The sequence below is a fragment of the Cohnella thermotolerans DSM 17683 genome (genome assembly GCF_000429825.1).
GTDB classification, from domain to species: domain Bacteria; phylum Bacillota; class Bacilli; order Paenibacillales; family Paenibacillaceae; genus Cohnella; species Cohnella thermotolerans.
The window spans coordinates 49,146-70,918 of record NZ_KE386964.1 but is presented as its reverse complement, the minus strand read 5'-3'; the positions used below and the strand labels follow the sequence as shown (position 1 = coordinate 70,918).

At 61.4% G+C, this 21,773-nt stretch carries 27 protein-coding genes and 1 pseudogene; 4 read left to right on the top strand and 24 right to left on the bottom strand.

Annotated features, from left to right (window positions below):
- Window position 1 precedes the first annotated feature (1 nt).
- Window positions 2-1,084: an EAL domain-containing protein gene (locus tag G485_RS27960; protein WP_051318521.1), complete on the top strand. Its 1,083-nt coding sequence runs from the start codon at window positions 2-4 to the stop codon at window positions 1,082-1,084.
- Window positions 1,085-1,181: 97 nt separating this feature from the next.
- On the opposite strand, the gene G485_RS0123320 is transcribed toward G485_RS27960, so the two are convergent.
- From G485_RS0123320 to uptA, 15 genes and pseudogenes are all read right to left on the bottom strand, one after another.
- A complete protein-coding gene (locus G485_RS0123320; RefSeq protein ID WP_027094522.1) occupies window positions 1,182-1,556 on the bottom strand; it encodes a hypothetical protein in 375 nt (124 codons plus the stop codon).
- Window positions 1,557-1,695: 139 nt separating this feature from the next.
- Window positions 1,696-2,201 (bottom strand): annotated as a pseudogene (locus G485_RS31610) (Ger(x)C family spore germination C-terminal domain-containing protein).
- 14 nt (window positions 2,202-2,215) lie between these two features.
- Entirely contained in the window at window positions 2,216-2,461 is a 246-nt protein-coding gene (locus G485_RS31135) for a spore germination protein (RefSeq protein ID WP_156922559.1), read from the bottom strand.
- 328 nt (window positions 2,462-2,789) lie between these two features.
- Window positions 2,790-3,272: a hypothetical protein gene (locus tag G485_RS0123305; protein WP_027094519.1), complete on the bottom strand. Its 483-nt coding sequence runs from the start codon at window positions 3,270-3,272 to the stop codon at window positions 2,790-2,792.
- A 32-nt stretch (window positions 3,273-3,304) separates the two neighbouring features.
- The gene (locus G485_RS0123300) at window positions 3,305-3,727 is read right to left on the bottom strand and encodes a hypothetical protein (protein ID WP_027094518.1); all 423 of its coding nucleotides are present in this window, start codon (window positions 3,725-3,727) and stop codon (window positions 3,305-3,307) included.
- Complete coding sequence (locus G485_RS30270) at window positions 3,724-3,870, bottom strand: hypothetical protein (protein ID WP_156922558.1); 147 nt, start codon at window positions 3,868-3,870, stop codon at window positions 3,724-3,726. The genes G485_RS0123300 and G485_RS30270 overlap by 4 nt, the downstream gene beginning before the upstream one ends.
- Before the next feature lie 80 nt (window positions 3,871-3,950).
- The gene (locus G485_RS30555; protein WP_169732358.1) at window positions 3,951-4,100 is read right to left on the bottom strand and encodes a hypothetical protein; all 150 of its coding nucleotides are present in this window, start codon (window positions 4,098-4,100) and stop codon (window positions 3,951-3,953) included.
- Between the two features lie 29 nt (window positions 4,101-4,129).
- Window positions 4,130-5,023, bottom strand: coding sequence for a hypothetical protein (locus G485_RS27955; protein ID WP_051318520.1), 894 nt, complete (start codon window positions 5,021-5,023; stop codon window positions 4,130-4,132).
- Between the two features lie 16 nt (window positions 5,024-5,039).
- Window positions 5,040-5,951, bottom strand: a complete 912-nt coding sequence (locus G485_RS0123280) for a type II secretion system F family protein (RefSeq protein ID WP_240489253.1) — start codon at window positions 5,949-5,951, stop codon at window positions 5,040-5,042.
- A gap of 22 nt (window positions 5,952-5,973) precedes the next feature.
- Window positions 5,974-7,383: an ATPase, T2SS/T4P/T4SS family gene (locus G485_RS27950; RefSeq protein WP_051318519.1), complete on the bottom strand. Its 1,410-nt coding sequence runs from the start codon at window positions 7,381-7,383 to the stop codon at window positions 5,974-5,976.
- Window positions 7,380-8,225, bottom strand: a complete 846-nt coding sequence (locus G485_RS0123270) for a CpaE/TadZ family protein (protein WP_027094516.1) — start codon at window positions 8,223-8,225, stop codon at window positions 7,380-7,382. Before G485_RS0123270 ends, G485_RS27950 begins: the two co-directional genes overlap by 4 nt.
- Window positions 8,222-8,941, bottom strand: a complete 720-nt coding sequence (locus G485_RS0123265; protein WP_027094515.1) for a CpaB family protein — start codon at window positions 8,939-8,941, stop codon at window positions 8,222-8,224. Before G485_RS0123265 ends, G485_RS0123270 begins: the two co-directional genes overlap by 4 nt.
- Before the next feature lie 186 nt (window positions 8,942-9,127).
- A complete protein-coding gene (locus tag G485_RS0123260) occupies window positions 9,128-9,757 on the bottom strand; it encodes an MBL fold metallo-hydrolase (RefSeq protein WP_027094514.1) in 630 nt (209 codons plus the stop codon).
- Window positions 9,758-9,773: 16 nt separating this feature from the next.
- A complete protein-coding gene (locus G485_RS0123255; RefSeq protein ID WP_027094513.1) occupies window positions 9,774-10,340 on the bottom strand; it encodes a thioredoxin family protein in 567 nt (188 codons plus the stop codon).
- Between the two features lie 95 nt (window positions 10,341-10,435).
- Window positions 10,436-11,044 (bottom strand): undecaprenyl phosphate transporter UptA, encoded by a 609-nt coding sequence (gene uptA, locus G485_RS0123250; protein WP_027094512.1) that lies wholly within the window; start codon window positions 11,042-11,044, stop codon window positions 10,436-10,438.
- 321 nt (window positions 11,045-11,365) lie between these two features.
- Between uptA and G485_RS0123245 the strand changes: the two genes are divergently transcribed.
- The gene (locus G485_RS0123245; protein ID WP_027094511.1) at window positions 11,366-11,815 is read left to right on the top strand and encodes a cupredoxin domain-containing protein; all 450 of its coding nucleotides are present in this window, start codon (window positions 11,366-11,368) and stop codon (window positions 11,813-11,815) included.
- Window positions 11,816-11,875: 60 nt separating this feature from the next.
- Window positions 11,876-12,187: a hypothetical protein gene (locus tag G485_RS0123240; RefSeq protein ID WP_027094510.1), complete on the top strand. Its 312-nt coding sequence runs from the start codon at window positions 11,876-11,878 to the stop codon at window positions 12,185-12,187.
- Window positions 12,188-12,287: 100 nt separating this feature from the next.
- Here G485_RS0123240 and G485_RS0123235 read toward each other — a convergent pair whose 3' ends face one another.
- From G485_RS0123235 to yyaC, 9 genes are all read right to left on the bottom strand, one after another.
- Window positions 12,288-12,644, bottom strand: a complete 357-nt coding sequence (locus G485_RS0123235) for a hypothetical protein (protein ID WP_027094509.1) — start codon at window positions 12,642-12,644, stop codon at window positions 12,288-12,290.
- A gap of 62 nt (window positions 12,645-12,706) precedes the next feature.
- Window positions 12,707-14,908: an O-antigen ligase family protein gene (locus G485_RS0123230; RefSeq protein ID WP_027094508.1), complete on the bottom strand. Its 2,202-nt coding sequence runs from the start codon at window positions 14,906-14,908 to the stop codon at window positions 12,707-12,709.
- 494 nt (window positions 14,909-15,402) lie between these two features.
- Window positions 15,403-15,759 (bottom strand): GGDEF domain-containing protein, encoded by a 357-nt coding sequence (locus G485_RS0123225; protein ID WP_240489254.1) that lies wholly within the window; start codon window positions 15,757-15,759, stop codon window positions 15,403-15,405.
- Window positions 15,717-16,094, bottom strand: coding sequence for a hypothetical protein (locus G485_RS0123220; RefSeq protein WP_027094506.1), 378 nt, complete (start codon window positions 16,092-16,094; stop codon window positions 15,717-15,719). The genes G485_RS0123225 and G485_RS0123220 overlap by 43 nt, the downstream gene beginning before the upstream one ends.
- Window positions 16,095-16,125: 31 nt before the next feature.
- Entirely contained in the window at window positions 16,126-17,799 is a 1,674-nt protein-coding gene (locus G485_RS0123215) for a histidine kinase N-terminal 7TM domain-containing diguanylate cyclase (protein WP_276203374.1), read from the bottom strand.
- A gap of 108 nt (window positions 17,800-17,907) precedes the next feature.
- A complete protein-coding gene (locus G485_RS0123210) occupies window positions 17,908-19,113 on the bottom strand; it encodes a class I SAM-dependent methyltransferase (RefSeq protein ID WP_084423464.1) in 1,206 nt (401 codons plus the stop codon).
- Window positions 19,110-19,772 carry a DUF6483 family protein gene (locus tag G485_RS0123205; RefSeq protein ID WP_027094503.1) on the bottom strand — a complete coding sequence of 221 codons (663 nt, stop codon included), beginning with the start codon at window positions 19,770-19,772 and terminating at the stop codon, window positions 19,110-19,112. Before G485_RS0123205 ends, G485_RS0123210 begins: the two co-directional genes overlap by 4 nt.
- The gene (locus G485_RS27945) at window positions 19,765-20,580 is read right to left on the bottom strand and encodes an alpha/beta fold hydrolase (protein ID WP_035157871.1); all 816 of its coding nucleotides are present in this window, start codon (window positions 20,578-20,580) and stop codon (window positions 19,765-19,767) included. Before G485_RS27945 ends, G485_RS0123205 begins: the two co-directional genes overlap by 8 nt.
- A gap of 4 nt (window positions 20,581-20,584) precedes the next feature.
- Window positions 20,585-21,163: a spore protease YyaC gene (yyaC, locus tag G485_RS27940; RefSeq protein ID WP_051318518.1), complete on the bottom strand. Its 579-nt coding sequence runs from the start codon at window positions 21,161-21,163 to the stop codon at window positions 20,585-20,587.
- Window positions 21,164-21,316: 153 nt separating this feature from the next.
- Here yyaC and G485_RS0123190 point away from each other — a divergent pair, with 153 nt between their 5' ends.
- Window positions 21,317-21,538 (top strand): DUF1128 domain-containing protein, encoded by a 222-nt coding sequence (locus G485_RS0123190; RefSeq protein ID WP_027094502.1) that lies wholly within the window; start codon window positions 21,317-21,319, stop codon window positions 21,536-21,538.
- Window positions 21,539-21,773: the final 235 nt, after the last annotated feature.

Below are 21,773 nucleotides of genomic sequence, written 5' to 3'. Positions count from 1 at the left end.
CATGCCCCGTTATCACATTTGCAACCGCAGGCTCCCACTCCGGGACGCCGGCTTGCTGGAGCTGGCTTCCGACGATCTCGGAGCCTGCGCCTTGCTGGAGGATCTGGCGGGCGAAGGAATGGACAGCGGAACGGGACGCGTCTGGACGCTAAGGTTCCAGGATTATGAGCCGTTCCTCCGGCTCGTGACCCATCTCCAGCGATGGCTGAGCGCGGAACAGGAGCAGAGCGTCCGCTGCCGAATAAGCTATGCGGACGATGAGGAAGAGCTTGCCACGGCCCCCGTCGACTTGCCCGGCGAGGAGGCGGACGGTTGGGTACCGATCGGCTTCCTGTTCGCGGGCGTGGGCAGAGACCGCATTAGCGACCTCATTCTCAACCGTCGGTTCACGACTTATATGCAGCCGATCGTGCAGCCGTCCGGGACGGTCGTCGGCTATGAATTTCTGTTGCGCCCGCTGCCTGAGCAGCCTCCCTTCCGCCCTGCGGAAATGTTCGCGGCAGCCCGGGAAGCGGGTCTGCATTCCTATCTGGACCGGGAGGCTCGCCATTCCGCCATCCGGCTGGCCGCCAGGCATGTGCCGCGTGGGGTCAAGAAGTTCGTCAATTTCCTGCCTTCCTCGATTTATCGCCCCTCGTCCTGCTTGGAGCATACGTTCCGGGCGATACGCGAGAACGGTCTGGATCCCGCCGACTTCGTATTCGAAGTGGTGGAGACGGAGCGGTTGGACGATACGAAGCACCTGACGGCCATATTCGACGCCTATCGCGGGGAAGGCATTCGCCTCGCTATGGACGACGTCGGCGAGAAGTACGCTACGCTGGACACGATGGAGCGGCTTCAGCCGGACTATGTAAAGCTGGACCGCAAATGGATCAGCGGCTGCCACGCCGATCCCGCCAAGAGAAGGCATATCGAAGATGTTCTTGAACGGGCCGCCCGCTTCCACGGCGTCGTCCTCGCGGAAGGCGTGGAGAACGAACAGGAACGCCTCTACCTTGCGAAGGCGGGCGTTCCTCTGCTCCAGGGCTATTTATTCGGCAGGCCCGCGCCGGTGCCGCTTCCGACGGCCGTCCCCGTCTGACGGACCGACGCCGGCCGATACGCGAGAAGCAAAAAATCCCGGCAGGGCCGTGTCCGGCTCGTCCGGGATCAAGTTGACGATCGCTCGCTGGCAGATATCAGATCCAGGCTTTCAAATTAATTTGCCGGATGAATTCTTCGCGGCTCTGGACCTCTTTGTCGGCGTCCGGCTCCGTAGCTTTGTCCCCGTTCATGATCCGCCGGAACAGCTCTTCGTTGCGCGTCGCGAGCGCAAAATCGATCAGCGCCTCGCGTTCGATTCTCTCCGCTTCTTGCGCCAGCAAAGTCTCTTCCAGCTCCACGTCTTCCGAGGAGACATAGAATTGACGGTTCGCTCTGGGCACCCGGACGATATAGTCGAATGCGCTGTCGTTGTTTCTATCGTAAGCGATAATGTATCCATAGTCTCCCACGGGAAGATTCTGTTCGAAGCGATCGCCGACGATTACGATCTTGTCCCCAAGCTTCAGCATGCCGTTCCCTCCCCCTTGACAAGTGCGGCCATGCTCCTATCCTACTAAAAAATAGCCGCTAATTGCAAATAACCCCGAACGGTGAATGCAAAACAAGATCGGCGCGACCCGTTCTACCGGAAGCAGCTTATTTTATAGATTATGATCTTGAACTTGATCCCGTGTAATCTCTGTATGTTTGCCTACCGGACATTATTCGAAAATGCTGAAGCGGCAGCCTGCAGGCCGCCGCTTCGTTAACCGGGGACGTTAATCGGCTCCTTCGATTTTTTTCTTTGATCCGTTCCCTTGGGTAACCGCCCGGCGCGTTGATAAGCCCCGGACGGATAATGTGCGCGTGAACCGTAACGGACGTTTTCACCGTGGGGAAAATGGCGTCCCAGCGATCTTTCGCCTGGGCCCACTGCTTGGGATATTTCCGGTGGAAGGCTGTCGCGAAGCCGGCAATATCTGCCTTTTGCCGATGCTGAGCTCGTCCAGCGCCCCTTCGATCCGTTCATTGACCTCCGCTTCGTAGGAGCGCTCCATCTTGTTCAGCCGTTCGGGATTCATCGGATTGACCAGCGTTCCGTTCTGAATGATGTCTCCCTCGGTCTTCACGCGAATATCGACGCTCCAGACGCCGTTCGCAATATGGGGCGTCATCTTTACGTTCGCCTTCACGGGGCGCAGCGAGATGCTACCGGGTCTTCGATGGCCCGCTTCTCCCATTTCGACACCCCGAGCGCCAGTCCCCGGGCCTCTCCGTCGCAGAGCAGAATCGGATAACCGTCCAGCAGATGCGCCACGCAATCGTTGAACGTCCGGACTTCTATCGTGTCCGATACGATAATTTGGTTCGAGGACAACCGACTGATGTCGCGCCCCTGATCGGCATCCCGCCCGCAGCAGGGGCGCGATAACATATTTTTCGATTCTTGCGGCGTCCACAAGACCGTCGACGTAGACGATCAGGGCATCCCGTGTTCCTCCGATGCCGAATCGCCGGAAAATGACGTCGGAACACAAGGCGCAAATCGAACGGATCTCGGCTTCGTTGGAACGCAAATCCCGATAGAGTTCCTTCGCACCGGTTTCGTTGTTCGGCTGAAGCCGGTACGCTCCCGCGTCGTCTACCGCATGCTAATCAGAAGTGCGCCGGCATGTGCGCACTCCTCCTTGACACCGGGCCGCCGATCCGGCGCCTTAGCGAACGCAGGTAGGGCGCTCCTTTTTTTTCTTATTTATACATGCCTAATACACCAATTCCGCAGCCCCCTTCAAGTTCCATTCGATCGGATCGAGCACGCCGAACAGCCTCGGATAGACGAGCCGGACGATGAGCACGACCCCCGGGCGGCGCAGCGTCACCTCGTAGCCGTATTCGGGGTTGCGATACACATAGGGGAACGTCTCGGTCTCGTTAATGACCTGGAATACCTTCACTTCCACCCGCTCGCGCAAAAACGCCCTTTCCTCGGGCGTGAAGTCCGACTTCAGCCGCAAATTCGCCTGCAGGTATGTCTCGGCGGCGGCCAGCGCCTTTCCGCGGTCAATGGACAAGATGCCCGCTTCCAGCTTGTCCCGATCCGTCTGCTGAGCCGCCGCGTGGGCGGCGCGGTCGACCGCCCGTTTCCCTTCATGCAGCGTGCTCATCGCGGCTTCTTCGTCGATTTGCAGCGCATGCAGCATCCACCATAAGACAAGCATCAACACGCTGAATACAAGCTTATGCATATGGTTCCTCCCGCCTCGCTCCCCTGCCCGAATCAGGGCACATACTCGCTCATCTTCATCCCGGCCGCTGAAATTTCCGCGTCCGCAGGCGGATCGATGCCGATGAGCCGATCGATGTCCAGCAGCTTCTCGTAGGGGTAACGGATCGACAACTTCAGACCGACTCCGCGCGGCAAGGGACGCGAAGGAAGACTCGCGTCGGCGCCGGTTGTCGAGCCGACGGCATACTCCAGCAAGGAGGGCTGAAACCCGTGAGACGCCAGGCGCGCTTTCGATTCGTCGATCATCGCTCCGTCGATATAGCCGTACCGCCCGCTCGCTCCTACTTCCAGCAAGTAATCGACCTCTTGCTGCAGGAGCGCCTGGCGAATGACGAGCACATGCTTGTACACGGGAGAAAACATAAGCCAGCAAAACAGCGCTGCGAACAGCAGGAAAACGAGAAGCTGCTTCACGGATTGATCCTGGCTATTCCGTCCGCCATGACGGTGCCGGAATGATGAATGTGGGTCTCCGCTCCCCCGCTGCCGCGCGCAAAGCTCATGTAAACGGCGATCACGGTCATAATGAGCAGCGCCGTCATCAAGATTTGTCTCATTCAACCCCTCTCCTTCCGAAGCGCTCCGGCCATCGCCCGAGCTTTCAACCGGTTGCGCGGCCCGGGCCCGCTTGACTCGCTTACGGAGTCAAGCTGCCCAGTTTGGTGTTCGTAGTCGTCCCCTGCGTCTGAATGCGGTCCTTCGTTCCCGTACTGTCCTGCGTAATGACGTTCGTGAACAGCACGGCGACGACGATCAGCATCATGACAGTGATAAGGATATTGCGCACGGCTCCTCGCCTCCTTCCCATAGAGAGACCTATGAATTCAAAACGTCGAACAGCTTCCTCGATTCCATCACCCACGGATACAGAAAAATTTGAAACGTGTACAGGATCGGAATGCCGGCCAGCACGAACAGCACATAGGATAGCGTCTCTTTACGCCCGGCTTTGGCCAGCTCGATCTTCGCCTTGTATTCCTTCGCCACCTCCCGGAGCATGTTGTAAACCTCGTCCGATTCGTTCAACCTTAGCGAGCGGACCGTCTCCGCAAACCCGTGCGCCTCGCTCGTCCCGAGCCGGTCCCGGAACCGGGTGATCGCGGCGTCCGGGTCGTGGTACCACTCGTTGAGCATGAGCTGCATCTCCCCTCTCATCAGGCGCGTATAGGGCAGACATCTCATAAGCTTGCCGTGAAGATGAAGGCGGGAGCCCGCGTAGTAGAGCAATTGGCTGCTCACCAGAACGACTTCACGGCGAATCCGGTCCGTGCGGTACCTCCGGAACGCTTCCAGGCTCGTCCGGTCGAAAAGAACAAGGCAAACCGCCCCGGCCGATGCGAGCGAAGCATACCCGGCGGTTGCTTGGGAGAGGGTTCCCGATTCTCCCAAGCCAAACGCGGCTGCACCGCATAGAGGCAATAAAAACAGGATGGTGCGCCTCGCGGCCAAATACGCCTCCGGCGGCCAGCGAATGCCGCAACCGGCCAGCAGAACGGTCCGATCGCGCAGAGCGGGGCTGTCCCTGCTGCTTCCCGTCATTTTCAGCCACCAGGCCGGCGGTTGATGGCGTCTTAGCGATCTCAGCGAGATTCGCCAACGCGGACGGCGCCCGGCCGCCAGATGAAGAAGAGCCGCGAAGCCCGTAAGCCCCAGAGCGAATTGGACCGCCCATCCGACCGTTTGATAAAGCCCCGTATCGTATTGCGACATTGGAATCCTCCTTCGCTCACAGCTTGCGTTGGGATAAATAAAGACCCATCAGGAAAGAGGCGAACATCAGAACCAACGCGTTGAGAAGCATTCCCCTTCCGGTCGGATCCATCAAGTAGTACCGCATGCTCGTCTCCGCGTTCATCCGGAAATTGACCCCGACGAACAGAGCCAGGAACAGCGCCGGCGAGAAGTTGGCCAGCCGGATTTCGAGCAGGCGATGCCGCTCCGCTTGCTCGTCCATGCGGGATTTGCGCATATCGCCGATCAGCTCCTTCAGGTTGACGGAGATGTCGTTCCCTTCCGTCAAAGCGACGCCGAGCATGTTGGCCAAGTAGTCCGCCCATACGTGACCGACTGCCAAGGCGAACCGGCGCAAGCTGCCTTCGTCGTCCCCCCTGACGCACAGATGGCGGTAAAGCTGGTCGAACACCGACTGAATCTCGCCGGGTAGCCGCCGCTCCTCGACCGTCTTCTGGAGGGCGGTGCGCACATGCCTCCGGCCGGTAAGGAGGTAACATTGATAGAACAGCTCCACTGCCGGAAGGAAATCGAGCCGGGCCGCCATCTGCCGGTTGATCAGCCGGAATCGCAGGAAGCAGTAAGGGAGCAAGGCGAGCATGGCGGCAAGCAGGAGGACGGAACGGGCCGATTGGAACAGAACGAAGCCGCTGACCGCCCCCGCGAGACCGAGGATGAAGGAGAGGAAGCTGAACAGCTCGGGGGACATCGACCAACCCGCCGCGGACAGCAGATCCGTCACATGGCCGTACGGCTTGCCGAACCTCGCCAGCCAACTTGCCACCGCCCGCCGCCAGGCGGGTTCGCGGCTCGATTCCAGCCTCCGATGCCGGGACAGCTTGCCCCATGCGGAGGTTAACGCGGCGTGGAATCCGACGTAGCCGATCGCGAACAGCGCGAGCAGCAAGACGATAACGGCTACCCTGGCTTCAATCCGAATAACCCCCTTTCCGGCGCAAACGCTCGTACGCTCCGGCATCCGCGCGGCGTATTCGCTCCCAGGCTCTCGCCGAGAAATCGAGCGGCATCTCCCACTTGCCGAGCTTATCGTCGTACCGGACCAGATCCCGGACGACGACGTCGCCGCCGTTCCAAGCGAACTCTCCGATCCGGACGAGCTTGCGGGCGGCGCCGACAAGTCTCATCTCGAAGCCGATCTGCGTCACGAGCTCGGCAATCCGCTTCGTCAGCCGAACGGGATTCATCCCGCGCCCGTCGAGCATGCACATGTCGGTAATCGTCTCCGGAACGTCCTCCAGCGCGCTGGCATGAACGGAAGTGATGCTGCCTTCATGTCCGCGCGTGCAGGCTCTGACGTAGATGTTCGCGTCCTCGTCGCGAATCTCGGCATGGCAGATGCGCTGCGGAGATTGCCTAAGCGCCAGCTTGAACGCTTGCCTCGGTCCGTGAAGCGGATCGTCCTCCTCCGCTTCGTATTCGATCACGTTCTTCCCGGGGAAGTCGCGGGCGAGCCGGAGCTCGTACCTCCCTTCGATCGTGACGATCCGTTCCTCGTCGGGCATGGCCGCGATCAACGCTTTGATGAAGTGCGTCTTCCCCGTGTTCGTCGGTCCGATGACGACCATGTTGAACCTGGCGCGAACGATCGCGAGCAGCAGATGCCGAATCTCCTCGTCGATCGTAGCGTATTCGGGCCGGCACAGCGTCTCCAGCTCGAATTTGCGCACGGTATAAAAACGGATCGTCAGCGTGGGAAGCGCCGTAAAGCCGAAGCCGGTCATCGTCACGCGGGAGCCGTCCAGCAGCAGCACTTCCGCCCATCGCTTGCGGGGATTGATGCGGTCGTTGTTGAACAGCACGAGATTCTGCTGAATGCGTTCGACCTGGCCGATGTGATCGAACGAGTACGGGGAAGGCGTCGCCCTGCCGTCGCGCACTTCGAAAATCCGCGTGCCCACAACCTGCACCTCCTCGAGCCCTTCCCGGTTGCGAAGCACGAGCTCCAGCACGTTCAGCCCGATCACTTCCGCGAACAGCGCCTCCGCCAGCGTTCCGTAAGGCATGGAACCGAAAGTGAAATGCTGAAGCCGCTTCTTGATCACCCAATCCGACAATACCGCCAGCAGCTCCGAACGCTCCTGCGGGAAGCCGATGACCGCCCGGTTCAGCTTCTCCGCATACCGTCTGCGTTCTTCCTCGCTCCAGCCTCGCGGGGCCGCCAGCATGTGCCGCGCCTCCTCCGTCAGCGCCTGCAGATCCGGTCCCCGGCCTTCCGGCGAGCCCGAACCGGGTGCCGGAGACGTTTCCCCGTCCGACTGCAGCTTCGCGGCATAGGCGGTAGCGGAAAACCGCCGTTGCCCGTCCGCGGCCGGAATCACCGTCCCCTCCTCCGGTGCATCATCAACCGGCGCAGCCAGGGCCGTTCGGTTCGCTGGAGCCGCTCTCCCCAATCAAGCCGCCGCAGCAGCGGCTTCGTCACCTCGTCGAACATGGCGGCATGACGCTCTTCCGAGGCGAGCCACTCGTCGAGCCTGCCGCTGTCCAGCTGCAGATGCAAACTCTCCTTCAGACGCAATTCGGACAACGTGACACATCCCGTCTCCTTGCGTATCTCCTTCATTCCGAATCCCCCCGATTGCGAATTTACGCCGTTAAGCAGCACGAGCTGAAACTGCTCCCGGACGATGCCGAATTGGGCGCCGACCTGTCCGGTCCAACGCTTCACGTCCTCCTGGAAGTGCGAGAGGCTCCCCGTCGTCACGAGGCAGCGATGGTCCGCTTCGCGCATCGCGCATACGGTCGCCGCGTTGTCCCAATACGCGCTCACGTCCGCGATCGTCAAATCGAACGCTTCCCTCGCCGCTTGAAGAAGACGAATCATCTGCTCCGGCTCGTAATATTCCGCCTGGTCCCGGGCTAGATTGCCGAACAGAATGTGGAGGCCGTTCAACCGCGAAGGAGCGAACGAATACTGCCTCAGCTTGTCCCCGTTCAGCGTTCCCGCCTTGAGCTCCGGCCGGAGGCCGTCCAGCGTCACCTCGGGCTTGTCGATGCCGAGATACAGATGGGTCTTCGCGCTCTTCAGGTTCAAGCACAGGAAGCCGACGCGCTTGCCGGTCACGGACGCGATGCGGAACGCGGTTCCGAACGCGGCGACCGATGTTCCGATGTTGGGCGTCGATCCGGCGAAAACGACGAGTCGCCCGGCCGCTTCGTTCATGGCTGTTCTCCCTCCTTTTCCTTGTCGAACGCGGAAGCTTCAAAAGCGATCACCAGCTTGGCGCTGCCGTCCTTGCAGGCCGCATCCAGCTTCAGCCACTGCTCCTCCGTCAGGTTCAAATTGACGGCGTCGATCGAGCCGTTGGCGTCGCGGCGCGAAGCGTAGAGCTTCTCCTTGTCGCCGTCGACCATCGATTGAAGGCCCGAATTCGACGGGCTCTCGATCTCCGTATTGGCGGCGGTCTTGACGGCGGCCACGATCACGGGCTCCTCGTACAGCCTGCGCGACGGCTCCGTCTCCGAGGAGACGTACACGCCGGCCCAATCCCCCGCGCGCAGTCCGTTGGACACCGACTTGACGTATTCCCGCGGAATTTGAAAAGTCGCCTCCCCTTCCCGGGGAAGCAGCGGGTAGCGGCTCGCCTTCCAGCCCAGCAGCGGTTCGCCCCTGCCGAGCGGAGCGAACGTCTGGAGCCCTTCCGCTTCCTCGATTCTCCTGAACATATCGTCGCTCAAGGCTCCTCTCGGGATCGCGGCCATCGTCAGCATTCCTCTCTCCAGAATCGTTCCCTCGGGAACGAACTGGCGGGGTACAACGACCTCGACCGTCTCCTCCAGCCGGATATGCCTCAGTTGCAGCAAATAAACGCCATAGACGAGCAATCCCGACAGGAGAGCGGCCGTTACGCCGATGGCCATCTGGCGTTTGCGGTTCACGGCGCCATCTCCTCCTTCGCGCGGCCAAAAAAAGAAGAACGCAAGCGGGAGAGAGCCGATCTCTCCTTCGCCTGCGTTCTTCGCAGCCGTACCGTATTCTTGTAAAGTCTTGGTAAAGCCCATATTAGCAGATGCTATAACGCATGTAAAGCATAATTTGACAAATTTCTTGGCAAAATTCGATTCCTACGCCCTGACGTAAGGGTTCTCCCGCTTCTCTTCGCCGATCGTCGTCTCGGGACCGTGCCCGGGCAGGACGATGACGCCGTCCGGCAGGACGTACAGCTTCTCCCGGATCGAACGCGCAAGCGCGTCCGCGTTGCCGCCCGGCAGATCGGTGCGCCCCACGGAGCGGCGGAACAGCGCGTCGCCCGCGAACAGCAAATCGCCGCACAGCAGGCCGACGCTGCCCGGAGAATGCCCCGGCGTATGCAGCACCTCGAACGTCTCCCCGAGCAGCTCCAGCTTCTGGCCGTCCTCGAAATAGACGTCCGGCACGCCCGCCGCGATCGGGCCGGTTACGTCCGTCCAGCGCGCGGAGCCGTTCTTGACCGGGTCGCCGAGCCAATCCTTCTCCAGCGCGTGCAAATAAACCGGGCAACCGAAGCGGCGGCGCAAATCGTCGACGCCCCCGATATGGTCGAAGTGCGCGTGCGTCAACAGGATCGCTTCGACCTTCAAGCCTTCCAGGCGGCGCAGCAGCGCCGCATCCGGGGTGCCCGGATCGATGACGGCCGCGCGCGTGCGGGAGGCGTCGATCAGAACGTAGGCGTTCGTCTGCAGCGCGCCCAGCGTAAACCGTTGGAAAGTCAGCATCGCATTCCCTCGCTTTTTACAGCCGTTCGAGCACTTCTTGCAGCTCTCGCAGGACGACCGGCGTATAATCGGCGGCCTCTCCGTAGCGGCGAATCATCTCCTGGCGGGCGACGGCGAGATTGTCCTGATAGGAAGGCGCTTCGCGGTCCGGGTTCGCTTCCTTGAACGCGATCATCACTTCCTGCACGTGCTTCGGACGCGGCCCCCATTTGCCGAGCAAATGTCCGCCCGTATCCGTAATGAGCACCATCGGAATGGAGCGGCCGCCGAGCGTCAGAAATTGATCGATCAGGTCGTAATGCTGCTCGATGATCATCACTTCCGTCGGAATTTGGGCGGCTTCGAACGCCCGGAAAACGACCGGCACGCTGCGCAGCGCGTCGCCGCACCAATCGGCGGTGATGATCATGGCGCGAAGATCGTCGCGGTTGCCAAGCGATTCGTAGAACGATTGCAGCTCCGCGTCCGGCCAGGCGAACTGCTCGTAATTCGCATGGAACGCGTCCTTGTTCTTGGTCATCTCCGCCATGAATTGCTGCGGGGATATGCCTTGGTTCAATTTATGCCCGAGTTGCTGGCTCATCGCCGGAAAACCTCTCTTCCCGTTCTGAGAATGGTTCGATCTCCGTCCTATTGTAGCAAATCCGAAGAGAGGCGCACAATCGACGCCGATCTTCGTCAGGACCGCTTCGAGCGCTTGCGCGCGAGTTGGAACACGAGGTACCCGACCAGCAGCGCGAGGGCGATCAGGATTGCCGGCTGCACGTATGGAGCCGCCTTCTCGTCGATGTTCTCCCATTGATCGCCAAGCGTCCAGCCCAGGCCGACGAAGAGGAGGGACCAGGGGAGCGAGGCGACGAACGTCAATAGTGAAAATTTGAGCAGATTCATGCGGGCCATGCCGGCCGGAATGGAGACGACCTGGCGCATGACCGGAACGAAGCGGCCGGTGAAGACGATGATCGGTCCGTATTTGTTGAACCAGTTCTCCGCGATGTCGATATGCTTCGGCTTGATATGGAGATATTTGCCCCACTTCTCGACGACCGGGCGGCCGCCGTACCTTCCGATCGCATACAGAATCCATTGCTGCAGCAGCGCGCCGATCGTTCCGCACAGCACGGCGACGAAATAGTTGATGTCTCCCTTCGACACCAGATAGCCGCCGTATCCGAGAACGATCTCGCTCGGAATGACTTCGATCGCCAAACCGATAATAATGCCGAAATAACCCAAACTCTCGATCCATGTCAGCAATTGACCCAGCCAGTCGTGAATCGTACTCATCCTCAGCCTCCCGCTTCTCCTATCGAAATTCAAAGTGCGATTCGAGGATGCGAATCCCCGTCTCTTCTCTACCTTTCTCCGGATCGTAACATGAGGTTGTAACGCCGGACAACCGGTTGCGGGCCGGTCGGCGCCCCGCCCCGGGCCGGGTTGGCTCGTCCGCGTGCGCCCCCCACTCCCGGGTTGTCTACTCTATCATATAGGCAAAGCCGGCCTCCGCGCAAACGTCCGCAAATTGGCTGCAGGCTTGTCATGCGGGGACGGGCCCGCGCATAGACTTTTGATAGACCGAGGACAAAGTTGAAGAGGAGAGAGCGGACTATGAGCAAAGTCGTGTTTATTAGCAAAAGAAGGGTCCAGTGGTACATCATCCTTGCGGCGGCCGTCATTCTGGCCGGGGCTTACGTCGGATGGCATCAGACCCGCGCGGCGACCGCGCCCGTTGCCGAAGGCGCGCAGGTCGTTCAGCTGGTTACAGGCGAGTTTACGGCGACGACGACCGGCGGCAAACAGCTGGAATCGTACGTCTTCTCCCCGGGGACGATCGTCGTCAACAAAAATCAGGAAGTCGAGCTTCGCATTACCGGCGTCAGCGGCCAATCGCACCCGTTCGTCATCGAAGGGCTCGACGTCAAGGGCGAGGTCAAGAAAGGCAAAACGACGGTCGTCAAGTTTACGCCGACGGCTGCCGGCATTTATCCGATCGTATGCACGACCCACAGCGATCCGCAAACGAGCATTCCGATGGTCGGCTACCTTGTCGTGCAATAAGGCCGCCCGGGTGACCGCAGCCTCCTCTTCCGCATAGGCTATCGCGGGAGAGGATGAAGCATGAAGATCGGACAGCCCAAGCACGAGGCCCCGCTGCCTACCGCCCGCGCCATCCGGCGCGCCTGCCAGACCGAGCTGTATCGGACGGTCAAGCGGCTGAAGCAATACGTGCCTGCCGAGCTTGTCAAGCAAGCGGAAGAGCTTTATGTAAGGCGGGTCGTCGGCAACCTGCTGTGGATTGCGGAAAACCGGAGCGATCGCAAGAAGCTGGCCGATTGGTGGGAAGCCGAGCTGAGCGAAGAAATCGCCAAGCTATGGAACGTCGATCGCGCGCGCCTCGCGGCCGCGTTCCGCGACGCGTTCGGCGGATAACCGGCGCGGGTGAAACGCACGGCGGCGGCAATCCCGCGCAAGCGAAAAGCGCCCTGGCCTGTCCCATACAGGTTTGGGCGCTTTTCGGCGATGTCTATGCTTAACCGATAATCGCGAACGTCTCCACCCCGTTGGGAATCGTCCGGGTGCGGAACAGCGTTCCGTCGCTGTTGAACACGCGCAGCGTATAGGACACCTGAGTCAACGTGCTGACGTTGGCGAAGCGCACGACGCCGAACGAATCGAACGAGGCGGTGCTGACGACCTGGCCGCTGCGGGTCAGCGTCGCAAAAAAGCCGGTCGTATCGAAGGGGACGCCGTTGTTTTGCACCCATACGACCGTAAGCCGCGTAAACGTCGGGGTCTGACGGGCTTTCGGCTTGCGAACGGCAACGAATTTGACGACTTTGGACTTCTTGGAATCGGCGTTGGCGGGTTTGGGGCGATTCAATGTCATCGGGATCACACTCCTGTACGAGTTTGATCCACTTTATGATTGGTAGCCGAGCTTGTTCACCGTCAATCGTTCCCCCGCTCCAGCTGCCGGAGCAGCCGCTCCGCCCGCTCCTTCCAATCCGGCGCATTCTCCTGCGCCGCTTCGCGAAGAACGGCCGCGGCCTCCTCCGTCCGGCCCAGCAGCGTCATCGCGCCGGCCGCATTCACTTTGGCCGCCGTGAACAGCGCCTTGTCCCGATCGTACCACGGATTGTCGCGGCCTTCGTACGTTCGCCGGTACAGCTCCCGGTACCGCTCGTAGAACTCGGCCGCGGCTTCGGCGGCGATCCGCGACTCGTCCGCGCGTCCGGCATTGGCGAAGCTGTCGGCCAGCGTCGCCATGCGCGCGATCGCGGCGTTCTGCGCCTCGCGGTCGAAGCGCGCGAGCCGCAGCGCCTCGCGCAGACGGTCGCGCGCGGCGGCGGGGTTCCTCAGCTCGGCGTAGGTCATGCCGAGCTGATACTCCAGCGACGGGGAATGCGGCTCGTACCGCAGCCCCGTCAGCAGCAGGCTCTCCCTCTCCCGCACCGGCAGGAGAGGGGCGAGCTCGAGGCGAATCCGGTTCCACGCCGGATTCGCCCGAAGCGCCGCGCGCAAATGCGAGGCGCGCGCGGCCTTCGCCGCCGACGCGAGCGCGGCATCGCGCTCGCTTGCGGCGGCTGCGCTTCGCCAGGCCGCGGGCAGCGCCGCGGCGGCGAAGCCGAGCAGCAGCGCGGCGCCCAGCGGCGCTGCAAGGGCGGGCCGCGGCCGGGCGAAGCCGGACGGCCGCGGGCGCGGCGGCGGCGCAGGCGCTTCGCCGGCGCCGGAGGGCGGCTCGCCCGCCGCCAGGTGCAGCGCCAGCCAGTAGAAGAGCAGCAGCCAGACGAAGCCGTACGACCAGTCGAAATCGATCGCCGAATGGGCGAGCAGCACAGCGGCCGGCCCCCAGGCACTCCCCGCTTGCTTCCACAGCTGGACGGCGAACCCGGCCAGCATCGCCAGCAGCAGCGCCAGCCCGAGCAAGCCCGTATCGAGAAGCATGTCCAGGTAACCGCTGTGCACCTCGTTGCCGATATACGGCTTGCTCTGGTACAGGCCGACAAGCATTCGCCAGCTTTGCCCGCCCGTGCCGAACCACGGATGATCGCGGAACATCCGCAGCGCGTCGGCATAATACAATTGCCTGGCGGCCGCCGTCTCGAAATGGCCGTCGATCCGCGCGCCGCCGGAGGAGCCCCCCGCCAGCAGCTCGTAAGCCGCGAGCAAGCCGATCAGCAGAACGAGCGCCCCGCCCGGAAGCGAGGTTGCAGCCGCCGCCGCTCTGGCGGCAACGGCGTTCGCCCTTCCTCCGAAGGGCAGCCGGTCCCGATCGCCGAGCGCGTAGACGAGCAAGCCGCCGACGGCCGTTCCGGCCAGCAGCATCCACAGCCCGTCCGCCGGATGGCCGCGCTCCATCACCGCGAAGGAAGCGCGGGCGGCCGCCGCTGACAGCGCGATGGCGACGCCGGCCGCCGCCAGCCCGTATCCCCGCTTGTCCTTCTTGCGGAAGACAAGGGACAACGCCGCGCCGAACGCTAGCGCAAGCCAGGCTCCCCGCGACTCCGTCAGGAAGAGCGCCGCCGTATACGGCACAAACAGAAGCGAAGCGGCGAACGCGACGGCTCTGCTCCCGGAGGCGAGCAATTGCCATTGCACGAGCGCGAAAGCCGCCATGACGGCTCCGAACGCGTTCGGGTACTGCAAAAAGCCGGCGAGCCTGGCGCCGGTCGCCGCCAACTCCGCCTGATCCGAGAGGAACACGATGTCCGGATACCGAATCCATCCGAACCAGCCGCACCAGCCGCCGACCGCGACGAAAGCCCCGGTCAGCTGGAGAGCGATCCACCCCGCTTTCCGTCTCCGGGGATCGGCCAAATACGCCCCGAGCAGCACCGTCCAGGAGCCGTAGGCCGTCCACCGCAAGAAATCGTCCGTCGTCGATTTGATCGATGCGGGATGCGAAGCCAAGTGCAGCGCATAAGCGGCTGCGATCGCGAACGGCGCGTAAGACCAGATCGGCGTGCGCAAGCGCAAAACGCGGAAGCAGCCGGCAACCCCCGTCAGCGCGGCGCAAGCGATCAGCGCCGTCTCCAGCCGGTAGAAATCTTCGTCAAAAAAAAGGCCGCTGCGGTAAGCGGAAAAACAGAGCGTAAACGTTAACGCGACCGCGCCGATCCAGGCGGATATTCGTCTCCATTGGCCGTCCATGAGCGCCCCACTTTTCCGAAATGAATTCTTTCCCTAGCTTAATCGGTTCCGCCCGTCGGAAGCAAGGCACGGCCCGGCCGATTCGCCGCAACCGCAAAATTGTCCACAGCTCTATCCACAAAATCCCCCGCTTTATCCCCGGATCGCCCCCCTTTTTCCACAGAATCCCCACACTTTATCCACAAAATTAGCTCGTCCCAAGATTCTTCTGTTCCTTCAACCTTGCCGAAATGTCCATTCTCTCCACAAGCCTGGCATGGTTGTCCACGCGCTATCCACTGTTTGTACACAGCTCCCCGGCCGCTCGCCGCAAGGAAAATCTCCCTCAAGGCTGCGGGGCCGCTCGAAGACAAGAGCGTGCGAATAGGCCTTCCCCCTGCGGGAAAAGCCGAGCCTTTCGATCGATTGAGAGAAAGGAGGGCGAGGAAAGAAAGAAAAAGAAGAGTGATAGAGGAGCGGAGACGACTACGGCCCCGGCGTTCGGTCCGGGGCGATTACGCGTTCAGGCGCACGGATGCCTCGTCCTTCTTGCGGACGCTCTTGTCGTCGTACATCGAGCGGTCGGCGGCGTGAAGCAGCTTGTCCAACGTCAAACCGTCCTCGGGGAAAACGGCTGTGCCGATCGCGGCCGAAATTTTGATATTTTCCAGACGGGACAAGCGCTCCATGCACTCCTCGATATGAAGGTGCAGCGAATTCGCGGCCCCGCGCGCCGCGTAGGGACTTAGCAGCAGAAATTCGTCTCCGCCCCACCGGCCGATGATCTCTCCGCGCACGGAGCTCTCCTGCAGCGCTTCCGCGAGCTGAATCAGCACCCGATCGCCCATCCGGTGGCCGTAGGTGTCGTTGATCGCCTTGAAATCGTTAATGTCGACGATTGTGACGGATATTCGCTTGTTGCCGCGCAGCGCCTAAACTCGGACAGCCTCTCGAAGCAGCGCTCCATAAAGCCGCGGTTGAACGAACCGGTCAGGCTGTCCCGTTCCGATCGGGCTTTAATCCGGTCGTAGTGCCGGCCCAACAGCCAGCCCAGCGGCAAGAGGACGGCGGCGAAGCCCCCTCCGGCGAGAGCCGCGAACGTCGCTCTCCCCTCCCCGGAGCCGGCGCTCCAAGCCGTTACGCCCGCCACGGCAAGGCTTACGGCCGCCGCCAAAGCGACGCCGATTCGTCGTCCGGAATGCTCCATCTCCGCTCTCCTTTCGTTCCCGAGCTTCCGTTCAGTGCGCCCCATTAGCGCTTGCGATCACGACGCGGTTGCGCCCTTCATGCTTGGCTCTGTAAAGAGCCGAATCTACCCGCGAGAACAGTCCCCGCAAATATTCCTTCACGTCTTCGACCTGCTGTTCGAAGTCGACTTCGGTCACGATTCCCATGCTGATCGTAATGCCGATCTTGTCCCGCCCCGTCTCCACCCGGTTGTCGGCCACCGACCGCATGATGCGGTCCGCAAGAAGCTCGGCCTGCTCCTGGGTCGTATGCGGCAAGTAAACGGTGAACTCCTCCCCGCCGTACCGGGCTAGAATGTCGGTGCGTCGAAGGTTGGCTTTCACCGTGTCGACGGTCTGGCGGAGAACCTCGTCCCCGATCAAATGCCCGTACTGATCGTTGATCTGCTTGAAGAAGTCGATATCGAAAAGAAAGATGGAAAAAGGAATCCGGTATCTCAGGTTCAGCAAAACTTCGTGCTCCAGCTGCTGCATTAGGAAGCGCCGGTTGTAGCACCCCGTCAAGCCGTCGGTGATGGCCATCTGCTCCAGCTTCTGGTTGACCCGGTAAAGCTCCTCCTGGATGGCAATCAGCTCCAGGTTGCGTTCGTGCAGCGCCTCGTTCTTCCGGTTCATCTCGTCGACGAGCTTGCGCAATTCCGACACGTCATGGAACGTGATAATCCGGCCGAGCACCGACTTCGTATCGTCAAGCACCGGGGAGATTTGAATCGACACGTGCCGGGAATCCTGCAGCGTAATTTCGGTCTGCATCCGTTCCTGCGGATAATGGCGGTAACGGTACAGAAATTCGCTGACTTCCTCGTGGCCCGGAAGCTGCGCCAGAAACTTCTCCATCTCGAACGAATCGCCCTTGCCGACCTGCACGAACGAAGCGGCTGCCCGGTTGGCTTCCAGCACTTTGCCGTCTTCGTCGATGACGACGATGCCCATCGACATATGCTCGATCATATTTTGCTGCGCCATGCTGAGAATATCGAACATGCCGTAACGGTAAATTGCCAGAATGAAGCAGCAGTCGGACAGCAGAATACCGAGCGACATCAAGCCGGGAATGACGGGGAGCGACCCCCTCAGCAGCACGTTGACGAGCAGATCGAGAACGGCGAAGCCGGTCAGCACGAACATGCCGATGAGCGTCGTCGCCAGCTGCTTGCGCCGGTTGACGGAGGAATCGTTCCGGAGGCCGTGGAACATGTTGATCAGCGTCACAAACAGATAGCCAAGCTGGATAAACGTGAGAAGCCAAAACAACGGTCCGTAATCGCGCGTGGCGTACTGACCGTCGTACGGCTTCAAAAACAGGTGGTTCGGGTTCCAGATTACGCAGACGACGCTGACCAGCGAAGGCGCGAGAATGGCGGCAACCCGCTTCGGCTTCAGCCAGGAGGAGCGCTGTGTCAGGAAAAGAACAAAAAACAGCCATCCGGGCCCAATCAGTCCGACGGCGACGAAAGAAAGCCGGATGAAGAGCGACTGGTATTCCGGATAGCCGGTTATGCTTACGGCGAACTGTCCCAATGGCCACAGCATCATCAAAAAGTGAAAGGCCAAATAGACTTTGTAAGTTTGCGTAATGCGATTGAACGCAATCACGCCAACGAACAAAAGAAATAGACAGATAAAGAGAAGGAAATCTGGCCGGAGGAGTCCCAAGGCGTTCACCTTTTCACGTTTCTGTTCCCGGAAATTGTGGGACTTAATTCCTTTATTCTACCATAGTCTGGTTTTTTCCGACAACATCGACTTGTCCTTTATCTGACGGAATCTAGCTTATTTTTGCCGGGAAAATAGTATGCCTTCCGCGTGCTTCTCCATATAGGGAGAAATACCTAGAAAGTCCCGCATCGCTTCATACTCGCGAACGGCTTCCGGAGAGGCTGGCTGTCCCGTTCGCACGGCCCGGATGAGCAAGTTTTTGGGTGTGTTTTCAAGATCGATAAATTCGAGCATTTGGGTCCGGTATCCGGCCAGCTCCAGCAATTGCGCCCTTACCGCATCGGTGACGAGCGCCGAGAACCGTTCCTTCAGCAGTCCGTGTTTGAGCAAGGGCTTCAGCAGCGGCTGCTTCAATTGGCCGAACAGCTCGTGCTGGCAGCACGGCACCGACAGAATGACCTTGGCTCCCCAGCCGATCGCCTTTAGAAGCGCCGCGTCGGTCGCGGTGTCGCAAGCGTGCAGCGTCACGACCATGTCGACTTCGGCGGATTCCTTGTACTGCGAGATGTCCCCCACCGCGAACCGAAGCTTGTCCCACCCGAGCCGCTCGGCCAGCCGCGAGCACGTCTCGATAACGTCCTTCTTGAGATCGAGCCCGAAAATCCGCACGTTCCTTCGCTCCCGGACGGCGAGGAAATGATAGAGCGCGAACGTCAAATACGACTTGCCGCAGCCGAAATCGACGATTCGGAGCTCCTTGTCGGCCGGAAGCTGCGGGAGCGTGTCGGCCACCATCTCGAGAAACCGGTTGATCTGCCGGAATTTATCGTACTTCGCCTTGACGACGCGCCCTTCCGCGGTCATCACCCCAAGCTCGATCAGGAACGGAACCGGCTCGTTTGCGGGCAGCACGTACGATTTGGTCCGGTTGTGGGCGGGCGCCGCTTGGGCCTGGACTTTGGCCGTCGGCGCATTCCGGAGCAGCGTCGGCTTGCCTTTCTTGCTGACCAGCACCTGCACGTCGGCTTCCGGCGTTTTGACCAGCGCCTGGCGGAATTCGCCGGCGAGCAGCCGCGCCATTTCGTCCGCCGCCTGTTCGGGCGGCAAATTGCCGTGCAGCGCCTTGCTGCCGACGAGACGCTCGAATTGGTAGTGCAGCCCGTTCTTCAGACGGACGGGCCTTACCGTTATTTTGCGCGGCGCTTCGGCGTCCTTGCTTCTCGGCTGGCTGAAGGTGGCTTGCAGCAGCCGTTCGGCTTGAACCGTCTCCTTCAGGAAGATGTTCAGTTCGTCCCGCGCCCGTTCGTTCGTATCGTTCATGATGCCGTCTCTCCCGCCAGCGCGTCCCACTGCCTGCGCCCTTCCAGAAGCTCGGAACGGGGCAGATCGCCTTTTTCCAGCTCCTCGTCGGACAGCTTCGCCAGCCGTTCATAGAAGGAACGGCCTTCCTCCGGGGTTGCGCCTTCGTCTTCGTAAAGCTCGTACAGTAAATTTTCCGCTTCCGCATATCGTCCTTGGCTCTCGTGCCATCTCCAGACCGCGCGCTTCGTCGCGGCGGCCTTCTCGTACGGGGCGAGGCGCCCGAGCAGCTGCCCGACCCGCTCCTCCAGCCCGAGCCCTTGGACCGGACCGTGCTCCTCGAGCACGCGCAGCATAAGCCGGAGCGCCTTCTCGTAGCGGGGGACGGCGTCGCCCGTCTGGCCCGTGCCGCTCAGCAAATCGCCCTCCTCCTTCAGGAAGACGGCGAGGATGGCCACCGACTCGTAATTCGGCACGCCGCCGACGCTCAACATCTGCAGCAAGTCCTCGTCGGACAGCCCGAGCGCAAGGCGCGAGCGCAGGCGCAGCTCCCGGCTCAGAAACTCGTCGATGAGCGTCATCGCTTCCTCTTGCTTTTTCTGCTCCTTGAGCCCCATGAGACGTCCGAGCATGGTCGTCGTCTGGGAGATGAGCCTCATCAGATAGTCGCGGTCATACATGGTGAGCGCCGCCTCCGGCGGAAACCGAGAGGACGAAATCGGCGACGGCTTGGGCGAATGCTTCCGGCGTCTCCATCATGCCCATATGGCCGGCACCGGCGAGAAGAACGTCCGTAACGTTCGGTCCCGACACCGGGAACCGCTTCTCCGGGGCGACGACGCCGTCGTGCTCTCCCGCAAGCAGCAGGACGGGCCTGCCCGCTTGCTCCAGCACGGAGCGGCGGTCGGGCCGGTCCTTCATGCCGAGCGCGCAGCCTCTCGCCGCCAGGGGCGAAGTGCCGTATCCGATCGCGCGGGCCTTCTCCAGCTTCTCCGGCATGGAAGTGCGATGCTCCGGCGCGAACAGCTTCGGAATGAGATCATCGATATGGCCCTTGACGCCTTCCGCCGACACCCGCTGCGCGGCTTTCTCCCGTCCGGCTTTCCCGTTCTCGTCGTCAGGGAACGTCGTCGAATGAAGCAGCCCGACGCCGAGCAGCTTAGGGGCATGCTTCTCCGCGAAGGCCAGCGCCGTATAGCCGCCCATCGAGTGGCCGAGCACGAACGCCTGCTTGATATGAAGCGCGTCGAGCAGTTGGGAAGCGTCTTCCGCAAGCTGCTCCATCGTGTAGCCGTCTTCGGTCGCTTCGCTCTCGCCGTGTCCCCGGCAATCCGGGGCGACGACCCGGAAGCGTTCGCGAAGATGAGGCAGCACGTCGTCCCAGTAGCGGCGGCTTCCGCAATAGCCATGAAGCAAAAGGATAGGGGTGCCTTGGCCTTCGTCGGTGTAGGCGACCCGGAGCTTGTTCTCTAGCGTAACGGATGGCATATCGTCACGTCCCTTCGGTCAGGTTATCGTTATTGTAACGAATCGATCTCCATGAATTCAAACGGGCCGGCTCCGGCCATTGGGCGGCAACGGCTTCTGCGATCGCCTCCGCCATCAGCAGCACGCGGTGCAGCGAAGTCGTCTGCAGCGTCCAGTACGGCTTCGGCCCCGCCGCGTTCACGACGGCCGCGACGCTGTACGTGCCGACGGGCGGAAACGATTTGCCGACGGAGCGCGCCGGCCGGATCGGCCCTTCGGATACGGCGTAGCGCCCGATGCTCTCCGGCCGGCCGAGGCAGGCGTCGATGGCGACGACGGGCGCATCCGGCGGCAGCGCCGCCAGCACGTCCGCGAGACGGTCGGCGTCGCAAGGCGATTCGAGCGTGCCGACGACGCGCGGCAGGCCGCTTCGCTCCAGCATCGTCCCGACCCAGGGGCCGAGGCTGTCCCCGGTCGAGCGGTCGGTTCCGATGCAGAGGAAAATCAGTTGGCGCATGTCGTGCCTGGCCGCGACGTTCGCGAAAAACGTTCGCAGGCCGGCCGCGTCCGTAAGCAAGGAATCGCGCGGGGCGGAAGGGAACATGGCGAATCGGTCTCCTTGAGGTGGTAGGGTTCGGGCGTCTTTTTTTATCAGCGTATCACGGTTCGCGGCCGAACGCCATATTTCGCCGTTTCGGGGCGGCGGATGGTATGGTACAATGGGCTTCAACAAGCGACCAGAGAGGAAGAGCGCGAAATGGATTTGTCCCAACCTACGAAGGAAAACGTCGAGTTCATGATCGAAGCCATCAAAACCAAGCTGAGAATGGCGTCCGGCGCGGCGATGCAGGCTTCTCACTTTCAGGTGGACCGCTACGAGGACATCAAGGATATTTACGATATGGTCCAATCCAAGGACAAATTCAGCATCAGCGAAGTGGAAGCGCTCGTCTCCGAGCTCGGCAAGCTGCGCGGGTGACTGACGCCCTGAGGGGGCGGATTCGCGAGTGTGCCGCTCCGTTCGCGCGGCTCTTGGCTTGTCTGCTCCCCTCACCGCATGCCCGCCGCACCGGGATTCCGCGAATGTAGCTCAATTCCTGAGCCTCTTTCGCCCGCCGCACCGGGATTCCGCAAATGTAGCTCAAATACTGAGTCTCTTTCGCACACCGCGCCGGGATTCCGCCCATGTAGCTCAAATACTGAGTCTCTTTCGC